At 68.1% G+C, this 14,189-nt stretch carries 11 protein-coding genes; 1 reads left to right on the top strand and 10 read right to left on the bottom strand.

Translation table 11 applies throughout. From position 1 onward, the window contains the following. Positions 1 to 67 precede the first annotated feature (67 nt). The 10 genes from T8K17_RS23560 to fliF form a co-directional block, all read right to left on the bottom strand. Entirely contained in the window at positions 68 to 784 is a 717-nt protein-coding gene (locus tag T8K17_RS23560) for an HAD family hydrolase (RefSeq protein WP_322332160.1), read from the bottom strand. Between the two features lie 24 nt (positions 785 to 808). Then, on the bottom strand, positions 809 to 2,749 hold the full coding sequence (locus T8K17_RS23555; protein WP_322332159.1) for a hypothetical protein: 1,941 nt from the start codon (positions 2,747 to 2,749) through the stop codon (positions 809 to 811). A gap of 24 nt (positions 2,750 to 2,773) precedes the next feature. Further along, the gene (locus tag T8K17_RS23550) at positions 2,774 to 3,574 is read right to left on the bottom strand and encodes a MinD/ParA family protein (RefSeq protein WP_322332158.1); all 801 of its coding nucleotides are present in this window, start codon (positions 3,572 to 3,574) and stop codon (positions 2,774 to 2,776) included. A 20-nt stretch (positions 3,575 to 3,594) separates the two neighbouring features. Next, on the bottom strand, positions 3,595 to 4,554 hold the full coding sequence (locus T8K17_RS23545) for a hypothetical protein (protein ID WP_322332157.1): 960 nt from the start codon (positions 4,552 to 4,554) through the stop codon (positions 3,595 to 3,597). An 80-nt stretch (positions 4,555 to 4,634) separates the two neighbouring features. Continuing rightward, positions 4,635 to 6,770: a flagellar biosynthesis protein FlhA gene (gene flhA, locus T8K17_RS23540; protein WP_416153154.1), complete on the bottom strand. Its 2,136-nt coding sequence runs from the start codon at positions 6,768 to 6,770 to the stop codon at positions 4,635 to 4,637. Between the two features lie 128 nt (positions 6,771 to 6,898). After that, a complete protein-coding gene (locus T8K17_RS23535; RefSeq protein ID WP_322332156.1) occupies positions 6,899 to 8,338 on the bottom strand; it encodes a sigma-54 dependent transcriptional regulator in 1,440 nt (479 codons plus the stop codon). Between the two features lie 26 nt (positions 8,339 to 8,364). Beyond that, positions 8,365 to 9,222 (bottom strand): motility protein A, encoded by an 858-nt coding sequence (locus tag T8K17_RS23530; RefSeq protein WP_322332155.1) that lies wholly within the window; start codon positions 9,220 to 9,222, stop codon positions 8,365 to 8,367. A 65-nt stretch (positions 9,223 to 9,287) separates the two neighbouring features. Then, complete coding sequence (fliN, locus tag T8K17_RS23525) at positions 9,288 to 9,659, bottom strand: flagellar motor switch protein FliN (protein ID WP_322332154.1); 372 nt, start codon at positions 9,657 to 9,659, stop codon at positions 9,288 to 9,290. Between the two features lie 12 nt (positions 9,660 to 9,671). Further along, positions 9,672 to 10,472, bottom strand: coding sequence for a hypothetical protein (locus T8K17_RS23520; protein ID WP_322332153.1), 801 nt, complete (start codon positions 10,470 to 10,472; stop codon positions 9,672 to 9,674). Between the two features lie 128 nt (positions 10,473 to 10,600). Next, on the bottom strand, positions 10,601 to 12,286 hold the full coding sequence (fliF, locus tag T8K17_RS23515) for a flagellar basal-body MS-ring/collar protein FliF (RefSeq protein ID WP_322332152.1): 1,686 nt from the start codon (positions 12,284 to 12,286) through the stop codon (positions 10,601 to 10,603). 288 nt (positions 12,287 to 12,574) lie between these two features. Here fliF and T8K17_RS23510 point away from each other — a divergent pair, with 288 nt between their 5' ends. Continuing rightward, positions 12,575 to 14,158 carry a tetratricopeptide repeat protein gene (locus tag T8K17_RS23510; protein WP_322332151.1) on the top strand — a complete coding sequence of 528 codons (1,584 nt, stop codon included), beginning with the start codon at positions 12,575 to 12,577 and terminating at the stop codon, positions 14,156 to 14,158. The last annotated feature ends 31 nt before the right edge of the window (positions 14,159 to 14,189 follow it).

Below are 14,189 nucleotides of genomic sequence, written 5' to 3'. Positions count from 1 at the left end.
GCGGATCGACCGGCTCAAGATCGACGGGGGCGCTTCGGCGCCCCCGTTTGCGTTTTCGGCTCCGGGCTCAGGGGTCCAGCAGCTCGGCCAGACGCGTGACGATGCGGTCCGGCTTCGCCTCGCTGCCCTCGGGCAGGCCCTTGCCGATGGGATCCCGCCAGATCGCGTAGAAGCCGAGGCGCTGGGGGACGACGACCTCCCAGTCCAGGTTGTCGCCGATGATCCAGGTCTCCTCCACCGAGGTGCCCAGCTTGTCCAGCGCATGGGCATAGGCCTGTTCCTCGGGCTTGCCGAAGCCGACCTCCCCCTCGATCTGAATATGGTGGAAGTGCCGGGCCAGTTCGAAGCGGTCGACCTTGGCGCGCTGTTCGATGGCATTGCCGTTGGTGATCAATCCCAGGCGCACCCCGCGCTGGGCCAGGCCGTCCAGGGTCTCGACCGCGTCCGGAAACAGCTTGGTGTCGTTGGTGCGCTGCTCGGTGAAATGCCGGCCGAGCCGGTCGATGAAGTCGTCGTCCTGGGCCCAGCCGATTTCCGTGAACGCTCGGGTCAGGATCGTCTTGCGGGCGGTCAGGATGTCCAGCCGCCCGATCCGGTGACGCTCGGCATCCGACCAGTACCATTTGGCCGATGTGTGGATCGCCACCGCGGCCTCTTCCGCCGTCGGATCTCCCGGCAGTCCGCCCACCGTCTGCAGCGCCTTGGTCCAGGCCTTGCGCGGGTGCAGATGGGCGGAGATCAGGGTGTCGTCCAGATCGAACAGAATGGCGGTGGGCAGGCCCATGGAGGCTCCTTCGTCATGGGTCGGTCAGGCGAACAGCGACTCCGTATCGCCCGCGGCACCGGCCTGGAGCTCGGCGACAGGCAGTGGCGGCAGGACGGGGGTCGCCTTGAAGGCGAGGCGGCCCTGGATGCCGGTGCGGTCCAGGGTTCCGTCGAACAGCGCCTTGATGTCATGGCGTACCAGGCCGGGCAACGGTTTCGTCGTGCGGATCCACAGGTCGACCAGGTCGTTGCGCACCAGCCCGTCCAGGCGGAACGGACCGAGTTGCGAGAGTTCCAGATCTACCAGGAAGGCGGTGCCGTCATCCGCCGGATTGCCGTCCTTGTCCCGCTTGCCCTGGCCACGGCCGCGAGTCAGCACACGGATCGGCCGCTTCTCCTCGCCCAGAACCGGGATGAGAAAGGCGCGCCAGCCGTTGTCGCCGGGCTCGATCGCCCGCTGCAGCGTCTGGAAATCCTCCGCCAGGGTCGAGAGCAGCCCGCCGCGACCGGCGCTCTCCAGAGCACGGGCCGCGTCGTTGCCGAACCAGGACCGCATGTCGCCGACCTTCAGCGCGTTCATGAAGAACAGCATGGCGGCGGACATCTGCGGTGAGGGGCGGACCATGGCCTGGGTGATTTGCGCCGCGGCCTGCGGGCCGAGCGCCTCCTGCAGCACCCGCATGGCGCCTTCCAGGGCGGGCCATTCGCGGGCGAGAACCGAGAGCGGTGCCGGGCGTTCGGCGGTGGGCATCTCGCCGACCCGGCTCGCAAGGACGTCCAGCGCGACCCGGTCGCCGATCCTGAGGTCGCTGGTGGCGTTGATCGCCAGATGGCCGAACGGGGTGGCGACCACCGGCCGGCCGGATTGGGTCACGCCCGACACCGTGCCGCTCAGCACGGTCGACGGGCCGCCGCCCTTGGCAGTGGGCGTATCGGAGCGGGCGCCGAGAAACCGGGCGGCCTCCTCGCCGGTGGCGAGAACCCGCACCGTCACCACGGCCCCGACCGGGAGCTGAGACCCGCCGGCGGCGCCGGGAGCGGAGGCCGCTGCCAGTCCCCCACCCGAGGCGGCTCCCGCCGGCGCACCGGCGGGGGCGGTCTGCGTCGTGGGGACGGGCGGCGCCTGATCGGCCCGGCCGGTCAGGCCGAGGGCGTTGCGATAGGCGGACTGGACCGCGAGCGCGTTCGGCGCCGGCGCTGTCGGCAGAGCCGGCTGGCCGGCCGGCAGGGGAGCCCCTCGGGGCGTGGCGGCCTGGCCGGGGATCTGCGGGGACGGCTGTCCGGGCGCCGGCGGCGCGCTCTGTCCGGGGAGCGGCGTAGCCCCCTGGGCAGCGGGAGCGGCAGGCGGCGGCGCCGGAATCGGCGATCCGACGGGAACCGCGCCAGCGGCAGGCGCCCCGCCTGGGATGACGGGGGCGGTCGAGGGGCCAGGCACGGTCACCGCCTGGAGGATGCGGCCGATCGCCAGGGGTACCGTCGGCGCAGGCGTGCTGGCGCCGGTGCTCACGGCGGGCTGGGTGACGCCGCCCGGCCGGATGGTGACCACCAGTTGCGGCGGCGCCGCGCCGGGGTTGCGAAGCTCAACGGTCACGCGGGTTCCGGTCTTCAGCAGCTCCGCCACCTGCGATCGCGCAAGGTCGGCGCGGATGTCGCCCTGGGCGGTGCGCAGGGTGACGCTTCCGTCGGCGTTGCGGGCAACCGCCTCGGCCTCGATCACCGTGCCGGGCTGAGCGCGGGCGAGATCCGGCGGAAGGGGTTGCTGGGACTGGGCGCTGCTGCTCGCCGGCTGCTGGGCGGTCGTCTGGCCCTGGGCTGGGGCGGCCTGGCTGTTTGGCGACTGGCCGGCGGCCGGTTGTCCCTGGGAAGAGGGAGTCTGGGTGGACGGGCCTTGTGTGGACGAGCTTTGGGCGGGCGTACTTGTCGGCGCCGGTGTCGAGCCGGAGCCCGGCGGGAGGGGAGGGGGCGCGGATGCCCCGTCGGTCATGACACCGGGCTCATGGCTGCGGGATCAATCGTTGTCGTTGCCGTGGATCAGGCCGTCGGCGATGCGCTCCACGTCGCTCCCGGCATCGGAGGTCGGGGCGCGGGTGAGCAGCGGCGTCTGGGCGCGGATCGCATCGGACACCTTGCGGTCACGGCGGATCACCCCGGCCAGGGGCGGCGTCACGTGCAGGAAGTTCTGACAGGCCTTGCGCAGGGTCTCGTAGGTCTTCAGGCCCTCGCCGCGGGTCTCTGCGGTGTTCACGACGAGCCGTACATCGGCGGTGCTGTCGGCGCCGATGGCGACCTTCACGAAGGCATAGGCGTCGGTCAGAGAGGTCGGCTCCGGCGTGGTGACGACCAGACAGGTGCCGGCCCGGGCGGCCAGCATCCGGACCGTGCGGTCGAGGCCGGCGCCGAGATCCATCACGACGGTGTCGTAGCCGGTGCACAGCTGCACCAGCTCGGTGCCGAGGCTCGCGAGCTTAGCGGAGGGAAGCTGGGCCAGATTTCCGGAGCCGGAGCGGCCGGCGATGATGTCGAACTTGCCGTCGTCGTAGCGCACCTTGGATTGCGCCAGGGTGAGGCGGCCGGACAGCACGCCGCCCAGGTCGCGCTGCGGCATCAGCCCGAGCTGGATATCGACGTTGGCGAGGCCCAGATCGGCATCGAACAGCAGGACCTTGCGCCCCATGCGCGCCATGGCGTGACACAGCGTGACCGAGAACCAGGTTTTCCCGACGCCGCCCTTTCCGGACGCCACCGCGATCAGGTTCGCCGCCTTCTGAAGCTTGCCACCCGTTGCGGCGGGGGCGTCACTGGGAACCATTACAGGTCCTTTCCTAACAGTCATTCTGCCGCTTCCTCGTGAGCCGAGTGCTCGTTGGGAAGCAAGAGTCGCGCCAACGAGACCGGATTGAGCGGTCCCAACCCGTCGGCGACCCCGGAACCGATGCCGACCTCGGCGAAGGCAAGACGTCCGGCATCGGCCGCCGCGAGGACCGAGCCCAGGCGCCGGGCGATGTCGAGTCTGGTTGCGATCAGCCGTCGAGCTCCGATGCGGGCATAGGCGCGGGCCTGGTCGATGGCGTCCAGCGGGTCGGTACCCGCGGCCATCACCAGAACCATTTCCGCGTCCAGCCCCTCAACTAGACGGCGCTGATGCTCCAAATCTTCCCGGTCGAACGGATTTCCGCCGGCACAATCCACCAGGGTCAGGGTACCCGGTGCTGCGGCGGCGACGGCATCGCTCAACTCGTCGCAGGTCCCCGCGGTCAGCAGATCGATCTTCAGCAGCCGGGTGAAGGCCTCCAACTGGTCGTAGCCGCCGGCCCGCACCATGTCGGTGGTGATCACGTTGACCGGCTTCTTCCGCATGATCTGGCGGGTCGCGAGCTTCGCGGTGGTCACCGTCTTGCCGGCCCCCGGCAGGCCGACCAGGACGATGGGCCGGGTCCCGGCGACGGGCAGGGGCTGGAACTTGAAATGCTGGTCCAGAGCACCGGCCAGGGCCAGCTTGGCGTCGTCGGCGTCGAGCGAGCCTGCGATGCGGGTCAACTTCTCCGACAGCTCGGCATTGACGTTGTGATGGGTCAGCGCCTCGACGATCTCGTCGATCGGATCGACCTGATCTTCGTCGTAATCCCAGGCATCCTCCTCCTCCGGCGCCTCGATGGCCGCGGTCAGGCGCACGCCGATCCCGCCTTCGCCCTTCTGGGTCGACACGATGATCGCGTCCGGTCCTAGATGGGTTTTGACGAGCTGCATGGCCTCGTTCATCGAGGCTGCGGTGAAGGTTTTCAGACGCATGCGTTAGTCTTGGCCCCGCTTATTCCTTGGTTCGTCCGCTTATGCCGCGGCTCTCGGTCTTGCTACGCAGTCGGGCGATTTCAGATCTGTCCCAGGGTCCGGATCTTCGCCTTCGGGTGAATTTCGTTCTGCGATATTATCACGGTCTGCGGTCGGAACCGCTCGACGATCGAGCGGACATACGGCCGGATCGCCGGCGATGTCAAAAGCGCCGGCTGTTCTCCCATCGCGGTGTACTTGTCGAACTGGTGGCGGATCGTGGTGATGAACTGCTGCAGGCGGCTGGGCGCCATGGAGAGCTGACGCTCGTCGCCCTGTCCGACCATGGATTCCGCGAAGGCCTGCTCCCACTCGGGCGACAGGGAGACCAGCGGGATCACCCCGTCCTCGCCCGCCTGGGATTCGCTGATCTGCCGGGCCAGGCGCGAGCGCACGTGCTCGGTGATGGTGGAGACGTTGCGGCTGTAGCCGGCGGCCTCGCCCACGCCTTCCAGGATCGTCGGCAGGTCGCGGATCGACACGCGCTCGTTCAAAAGGCTTTGCAGCACCCGTTGTAGGCCGCCGAGCGAGATCTGCCCCGGAATGATGTCGGCCACCAGCTTCTGGTGCTCCGGCGCCAGCTCGTCGAGCAGCTTCTGGGTCTCGCCGTAGGAGAGCAGCTCCGACATGTGGTCGCGGATGGTCTCGGTCAGGTGGGTGGTGATGACCGTCGACGGGTCGACCACGGTATAGCCCTTGAACAGGGCCTCCTCCCGGTTCTCCGGCGCCACCCACATGGCCGGAAGGCCGAAGGTCGGCTCCCGCGTGGCGGTGCCGGGCAGGTCGATCTGGCCGCCGCTCGGATCCATGACCAGCAGCCGGTTCGGGCGCAGCTCGCCGGTCCCGACCTCGATCTCCTTGATCCGGATCACATAGGCGTTGGCGCCGAGCTGCAGGTTATCCTGGATGCGGACCTGCGGCATGATGAACCCGCTCTCTACCGCCAGCTGCCGTCGCAGCGCCTTGATCTGGTCGGTCAGCCGCTGGCCTTCCGTCGCCTCGTTGATCAGCGGCAGCAGGCCGTAGCCGAGCTCGAGGCGGATCAGGTCGATATGCAGGGCGGAGCTGATCGGCTCCTCCGCCGGCGGGGCGGAGGCTTCCACATCGGCCGCCGCCTGCTCCTTGTCGGCGGCGTCCTGGGTCTGGCGCCACAGGTAGTAGGCCGTCCCGCCCGTCGCCGCGGCGATCAGCAGGAACGGGAACATCGGAATACCGGGCAGGGTCGACATGATGACCATCAGCCCGGCGCTCATCCACAGCGCCTTGGGATAGCCGCCGAGCTGTCCGAACACCGCCTTGTCGGCCGAGCCCTCGGTGCCGGCCTTGGTGACCAGCATACCGGCGGCGGTCGACACGATCAGGGCCGGGATCTGGCTGACCAGCCCGTCGCCGACGGTCAGGACGGTGTAGGTGTTGGCCGCGTCGGCGAAGGACAGGTCGTTCTGCGCCATGCCGATGATCATGCCGCCGAGCACGTTGATGAACGTGATCAGCAGGCCGGCGATGGCGTCGCCGCGCACGAATTTCGACGCACCGTCCATGGAGCCGTAGAAGCTGCTCTCCGAGGTCAGCTCCTCGCGCCGGGCGCGGGCCTGGTCCTCGTTGATCAGGCCGCTCGACAGGTCGGCGTCGATCGCCATCTGCTTGCCGGGCATGGCGTCCAGGCTGAAGCGCGCCGACACTTCGGCGATACGCCCGGAGCCCTTGGTGATGACGATGAAGTTCACCAGCACCAGGATGGCGAACACGATCACGCCGATCACCGGGTTGCCGGACATCATGAAATTGCCGAAGGCCTCGATGACCTGACCGGCCGCGTCGGGTCCGGTATGCCCCTCTCCAAGGATGAGGCGAGTGGAGGCCAGGTTCAGCGACAGCCGCAGCATGGTGGCGATCAGCAGGATCGTCGGGAAGGAGCTGAACTGCAGCGGCTTCTCGATGAACATGACCGTCATCAGGATCAGCACGGAGAAGACGAGGCTGATCGCCAGGCTGAAATCCAGCAGCCAGGTCGGCATCGGCAGGATCAGCACCGACAGGATGGCGATCACGCCGCCGGCCAGCAGGATGTCGCCCCGCTTGGAGAAGCTCTCCAGGCTCAGGGACGGCATCGAGAAGCCGCCGCCTCCGCCGCCGCCCTGGTTGCCGCCACCCGACTGGTTCGAGGTATCCGCCATGGTCTAGCCGATCATCCCAAGGGTTCGGGCGAGCACGTGCCCCATGCCGCGACGGTCACTCTTCGACCACGTGTCGGAGAGCCGCTGGTAACGACGTGGGGTGCGGGTGGCTCGCATCATCGGCGGCCTTAGCCCGCGACCCGGTCGCCGTCGCCCGGCGACGGCACCTCGAAGCCTTCGTCGGTGTACTGCTTGACCTTGTTGCGCAGGGTGCGGATCGAGATGCCGAGAATGTTCGCGGCATGGGTCCGGTTGCCCAGGCAATGGGACAGGGTGTCGATGATCAGGTGGCGCTCCACATCGGCGACCGTGCGCCCGACCAGCCCGCCGGTGTCGGTGACCGGCGCGGCCGGCTCGGAGGCCGGAGCCGAAGGCGCGGGGGCCGCCGAAGAGGGGGCGGCAGACGGAGCCGCCGCTTCGGTCCTGGGCGCGCTGGAGAAGGCCGGGGTGGGCGAGGCGGGGGTCATACCCTCGCCGGTCAGCATGATCGCCTCCAACCCGATCTCGTCGCCATGGGCCAGCAGGACGGCGCGGTGCAGGGTGTTCTCCAGCTCGCGCACGTTGCCGCGCCAGGTATGCGTCTCCAGGCGGGCGAGGGCGGCTTCGCTCAGCGCGCGCTCCGGCATCCCGTTGGCCTCGGCGTATTTCTTGGCGAAATGGGCCGCCAAAGCGCGGATGTCGCCCGGCCGGTCGCGCAGGGCCGGAAGCTGGAGGTTGAAGACGTTGAGGCGGAAATACAGATCCTCGCGGAAGTGTCCGTTCTGGACGTGGCGTTCCAGGTCGCGGTTCGACGTCGCGATCAGGCGGATGTCCACCTTCACGGGCGAACTGCCGCCGACCCGGTCGATCTCGCGTTCCTGGATCGCGCGCAGCAACTTGGCCTGCAGGCGGATGTCCATCTCGCTGATTTCGTCCAGCAGAAGGGTGCCGCCATGGGCTTCCTCGAACTTGCCGATGCGCTTGGCGACGGCGCCGGTGAAGGCTCCCTTCTCGTGGCCGAACAGCTCGGATTCCAGCAGGTTGTCCGGGATCGCGGCACAGTTCACCGAGACGAACTTCTCGTTCGAACGGCGCGACTTGGTGTGGACGTAGCGGGCCAGGACTTCCTTACCGGTCCCGGATTCGCCGGTGATCAGCACGCTGGCGTCCGACGGCGCGATCTGGTCGGCGAGCTTGAGCACGCCCGCCATGATCGGGTCGCGGAAGATGACGGCGGTCTGCTCCTCGGCCACGGCGGCCAGGATGGCGGCGATCAGCTCGGCATTCGGCGGCAGGGGCATGTATTCCTTGGCGCCGGCGCGGATCGCGGCGACGGCGGCATCCGGATCGGACTGCACGCCGCAGGCCACGACCGGGCAGTTGATCCGCTCCTGCTTCATCTGCTTGAGCATCTTGGCGACGGGCTGGCGGATATCGACCATGGTCAGGTCCGCGCCCGGCCCCTCGCGCAGGATCTTCAGTCCGGCTTCGATGCCGTCCACATGGCTGACCTTCGCACCGCGCTGCAACGCGATTTGGCCGGCCGCGCTGATATGGCCTTCCAGGGTTCCGACGATCAACAGACGCATCTACGAGCCTCCGACGGGCTTTAGGGTCAGGTGTAAAAGGTCAGCCGCTGCGAGGGCGGCAGGACCGTGTTGAGCATGGTTTCGAGCTGACGCGGGTTCTCCTGACGGGCGATGGAGGTCGCGCAGACCATGTAGACCTGCTGGATCATCCGCTCGTCGGCCGCGTTGCGGTCCACCTTCGCCGCGATCGGCGCGAACACCATGTAGGCCATGACCGCGCCGTAGAACGTCGTCAGCAGCGCCACCGCCATGGCCGGGCCGATGGTGTTCGGGTCGTCCAGGGTCGACAGCATCTGGATCAGGCCGACCAGGGTGCCGATCAGCCCCATGGCCGGCGCGACTTCGGCGGCGCGACGCAGGACGTTGGCCGAGCGGGTCATCCGTTCCGTCGTGGCCTCGATCTCGGTCGTCAGCACCTCCTCGATCTGGTCGGCATTGGCGCCGTCCACCGCCATGGCAACGGCGCGCTGGAGAAACGGCTCGTTGTCGAGCTGCGGCAGGATCGCGTCGAGGGCGAGGACGCCGGCCCGCCGGCCGATCTCGGCCAGGTTCATCGCCCGCTCGCAGGCCCGGCGGCTGTCGCGCTGCGGCGGGAAGATCGTGCGCAGCACCAGCGGAACGGCGCCGAACGCCTCGCCGATGGAGAAGGACACCATCGTGACCGCCATGGTGCCCAGCAGCACGATCAGGACGCTGGGCAGGTTCCAGAACGACACGAGGGACCCGCTCCACATCATTGCCGCGATCACCAGCGCGAAGGCGGTGATCAGGCCGATGAGCAGGGCGCCGTCCACCGTGGTGCCGGTGGAGGGCACGTCATAGGACACCGTTCCCCCGCCGGTCTGGGGGGCAGCGCGGGAAGGTATGTAATCCGCATCCGCCATGCGTCGTTCTCCATCCTCCGGCACGGTGTCACCCTCTCCGGCGTGTCACGACCGACGGCCCGCCCTCAGGCCGGCCGGTCGGACTTGATGATTTCCGTCATGGTGACGCCGAGACGCTCGTCCACGATCACCACTTCGCCGCGGGCGACGAGACGGTTGTTGACGTAGATGTCGATGGCCTCGCCCACCTTGCGGTCCAGTTCCACCACGGCGCCGCGACCGAGCTTCAGAAGCTGGCTGACCTGCATGCTGGTCTTGCCGAGCACCGCGGAGACCTGGACCGGGATGTCGTAGACCGCTTCCAGTTCGCGCGCGGTGATCTGGCCCTTGCCGTCGTCGCCGAACACCTCTTCCGGCTCGTTGGCATCCTGCTGGGCCATGGCTGCCGCCATGTCGTCGTCGTCCAGGTCGTCGAGATTGAGATCGTCGTCGGACATGGCGTCCTCCTGTTAGGCGGGAATGGATTGCGGGTCGGTCTCGCCCGTCTCGTCGGTCATGTCGGCCGCCTCGTCCTCCGCGCTATCGACCGGCGGCATGGCGGCGGCCGGCGCCGCCTCGGCGGCTTCGGTCTTTTTGCGTTTCGGCGCGCCGGCGAGCACGCGTTCGGTGATCTGCTCGATCTGGCCCCAGACGTCGTCGAGCGAACGCTCCACCGCTCCGGCCTGCCAGGAGATGCGGCAGTCGTCCACCGGCAGCTCCGGGTCGCCGACGAGCACGACCTGGCCTTCGTAGCCGACGCGCGAGGCCATCAGCTCGACCTTGCCGGACAGCGACTCCTCGAGATCCTTGGCGACGCGGATCATCACCTTGGGCTGTTCGGTCAGGAAGCCGAAGGCGTCACGGATGACGGCCTCCACTTCCGGCAGTTCGCGGTCGCGCACCAGTTCCGGCGCCAGACGGCCGATCACGGCGATGCCGAGCCGGGCGGCGTCCGTCTCCATCTCCTTCGTCCACTCCGCGTGCTGCTGGAACACCTTGGAGATTCGGGAGAACACCGCATCCAGGGTGCGGGCGATCTGCTGCTCGATGCCGGCCATCGCGTCGTCCATGCCGTCCTGCCGGCCGCGCGCATAGGCTTCCGCTTTCGCCGCTTCCAGTTCTTCGACCGTGAAGGTCGGCGGCTTGTTCGCCTCAGCTTCCTCCGCCGCCCGGCGGGCGGCCCGCTCGGCGGCCAGACGTGCCTCGTCGGCCCCGTCGTCGAAGCTGTAGTCGAACATGAACGGCTTTGGCTTTTGCCTAGGCTTGGCCATGCACAGTCGCTCCCCACTCAAGCGGCACGGTCGCCGCCATCAACGCGCCCACCCTATCAGCCGTCCCCCGCCCGCGGCGACCCGCGCCCGTCCGGGGGCCGATCGGACCGTCCCGCGACCGGAACCGGTCAGGTCTGGGCCCCCTCCTGGTACATCCAGTTCCGGATGATGGCCACGGCCTCTTCCGGATGCTTGTCGACGATTTCGCCGATCTTGCGTAGGGAGGAGGCGCGGACACGGCCCTCGACCTGGTTGATGTCGATCATCTGGTCGAGCAGGCTCTCCTCCGCGTCCTCCTCGCCGTCCAGCAGCTCGGCCATGTCGGCCGTGGCGCCGGGGCCGGCGAGCTGGGCCAGTTCGCCGCCCGCCATCAGGCTGCCCGCGCCGCCGGCACCGCCGGCCAGCGTCGTCGGCATGCTCTCGAACAGGCGGGTGAGGACCGGACGCACCACCAGCAGGATCACCAGGAGGCCGACCACCGCCAGCACCAGCACCTCGGCGAGCTGCAGCAGCTCCTCCTTGGAGATGCCGAACAGCAGCGACCCGTCGTCCAGATCGCCCGGCTCGAGCTTCACGAACTCCATGTTGACCACTTCGACGACGTCGTTGCGGTCCGAATTGAAGCCGATGGCCGACTTCACCAGGGTCTCGATCGCGGCGAGCTGATCGGCGCTGCGCGGCTCGTAGACCCGGTCGCCGTCATCGTTGCGCGTGTAATTGCCGTCCACCAGCACGGCGACCGAGAGCCGCTCGACCTCGCCGCCTTCCTTCACCCGCTCGGTGACGGTGCGCGAGATCTCGAAGTTGGTGGTCTCCTCGGTGCGGCTCTGCTGGCGGTTCGAGGTGTTGGTGTTGCCCCCGCCGTTGACGCCGGCCTCCGGCAGGTTGTTCTGAACCGTGACCGTATCCTCGCCGGCGCGCTCGGATTCCTGGTTGTTCTCCTCGACCGCCTGGGTGGAGCGGGCGACCACTTCGTCCGGGTTGAAGCGCTCGCGGCTTTCGGTCAGCCGGTCGTAGTTGATTTGGGCCGTGACCTCGGCGCGGACCCGGCCGCGGCCGACGGTCTGCTCGACCAGCTCCTCGATCTGCTGGCGCAGCCGGTTCTCGAAGGCGGTGCGCATTTCCTCGGCGTTCTGCAACGCCAGGGCGGCGGAGCCTTCCTCGCCGAAGCCGCGGGCGAGAAGCTGGCCGCGGTCGTCCAGGATCGACACGCCTTCCGGCGTGAGCTGGGGAACGGCGGCGGCGACGAGATGCTGGATCGCCAGGATCTCTTCCTTACCCGGCCGCATGGTGCCGTTGGTCTGCAGCACGACCGACGCGCTCGGCTCCTGCTGCTGGCGCGAGAACAGCTCGCGGCGCGGCAGCACCAGATGGACGCGGGCGGCGCGGACGTTGCGGATCGAGGAAATCGTGCGGCCGAGTTCGCCTTCCAGCGCGCGCACCAGGTTGACGTTCTGCACGAAGCTGGTGGTGCCGAGGCCCTGGCTCTCGTCGAAGATCTCGTAGCCCATGCCGCCGCCGCCGGGGATGCCCTGTTCGGCAAGGGTGACGCGCAGGGTCAGCATCTGATCGGAGGGCACGAAGACCTGGGTACCGCCGGCCTTGAGCTGATAGGGGATGCTCCGGCTCTCCAGCTCGCGCACGATGGCGCCGCTATCGGCCGGATCGAGGTCCGAATAGAGCAGCGACATGCTGCCGCTCGACAGCCGCGAGACCAGGAAGATGAAGAAACCGACGACGGCCAGTGCCGTGCCGACCAGTGCCGCGAGGCGCACCGGACCGAGGTTGCGGACGAGATCGGCAAACGGATTCATGATCGGTCACTTCCCCCAAAGCGGGTCCGAAGCCGGACCTCGAGACGGGCGCTGGCGCGAGCGGCATATCCGCCGGGCCGGTTGGCATTCCCGATGTTGAACGACACGGAAGCTGTCGCTCATTTCTGTAAAATTTTATACAAAACCACTGCACCATTGTCCATGGCTATGTGGGCAAAAATTTCCTACCCAAGCTATCATTGTCTTCTGTAAAAGTTAACAGATAATTAGAGGCGATCGTTTGAGTGCCGACTTAACGGAATGGCACCGAAAGGCGGGGAGGTCGACATGGCGCGAGGCGCAAAGACGCCCGGATCGGGGCAGCCGCCGCGGTGGGCTGATCCGCGCAATCCCCTGGCCGCCCAGCAAGCGGCGCTGATCCGGGCCGGGATCGCAGCCTACGAGGCCGGGGATGTCGACGCGGCCCGCGCCCGGTTCCGGGCGGTGCTCGATCAGGATATCGAGCATCCGGACGCCCTGATGGGCATGGGGATCGTCGCCCGGGCGATGGGCCAGCACCAGACCGCCGCCGAACTGCTGCGCCGGTCGGTTGCGGTGAACCCGCGCTCGGCGACGGCCTGGTCGAATCTGGGCAACGCCTTGCAGGACCTCGACCTTTGGGACGACGCGGTGCGCGCCAATGAAGAGGCGGCGAAGCTGGACCCGGCGCATCCGGGCATTCGCCAGAACCTGGGCAGCGTACTCAATTCCATTGACCGCCCGTATCAGGCCTTGCCGCATTTCCGGGAGGCACTGAAGGCGACGGGAAGTCCCATCGATGCGGTCATCAACTATGCCACGGTCCTGTCGCGGGTCGGCGAATACGGCGCGGCGGACCGGAACTTCAAACGCGCCCTCAAAGACGCTCCGAGCAGTCCGGTCGCCAATTTTCACTACGGCATGAACCAGCTCTGGCAGGGCAACTGGGAAGAGGGGTGGCCGCTGCACGAGTGGCGCTTCCTGTCGGCGACCTATGCGGGCTCCCTGCGCCAGATTTCAATCACCAACCCGCTGCCGGAGAGTTTCGAGGGCAAGCGCGTCTTCCTGTTCCGCGAACAGGGCATCGGCGATGAGCTGCGTTTCGCCACCATGGTGCCGGACATCGCGGCGCGTGGCGGGGATATCACCCTGGAATGCTCGGCCAAGCTGATGCCGCTCTTGGCGCGGAGTTTCCCCGAACTTCACCTTGTTGAGGCGCGCCATCTCGCCGTAGATCGCGGCGAGGAGGTCTTCGACATTGCCCTGCCGACCGGCAGTCTCGGGCAGTATGTCAGGCGCAGCCGAGAGGCGTTTCCCCGAAACCGGACACTGCTGAGGACCGACGGCGCTCGGGTTGCCGGGTTCGCCGAGCGCCTGCAGACGCTGGGCCCCGGCCCGAAGGTGGGCCTGTCCTGGCGCAGCGGCCTGCGCGGCCGTCTGCGCTCCGACATGTATGCCTCAGTCGAGGATCTGGTCCCGCTGTTCCGCGTGAAGGGCGTGACCTTCGTGAACCTTCAATATGACGACGCCCGCGCGGAGCTGGCGCAGGTCAAGGACCGCTTCGGCGTCACGGTCCACGCGTTCGACGATCTGAATCTGTTCGACGATCTGGACGGCTCAGCGGCTCTGACCCGGGCGCTGGATTTCGTGGTGACGGCGAATACCTCGGTGGCGACGATCGCGGGCGGCGTTTCCACGCAGGGGGTCGAGTTCTTCGGTCGACCTATCCCAAAGGGGTATCCGATCGATGGTCGCGATCCCTGGTTCCCCTCGATCCGACCGATGGGAAAACGGCCGAGCGAGCCGTGGAGCGGCCTGATGCGAGAGATCGCGAAGGTCTTGGAGCAGGTGACGCGGCGAGGGACCGTCCCCGACCCGGCCGGCGATGCATGATCGAGGCCGGCCGGATCGAAAGGAACGGGCG

Source organism: Thalassobaculum sp. OXR-137, assembly GCF_034377285.1.
In the GTDB taxonomy this organism is placed as follows: Bacteria; Pseudomonadota; Alphaproteobacteria; order Thalassobaculales; family Thalassobaculaceae; genus Thalassobaculum.
The sequence above is the reverse complement of the archived record's forward strand: the minus strand, read 5'-3'. Positions and strand labels throughout refer to the sequence as shown.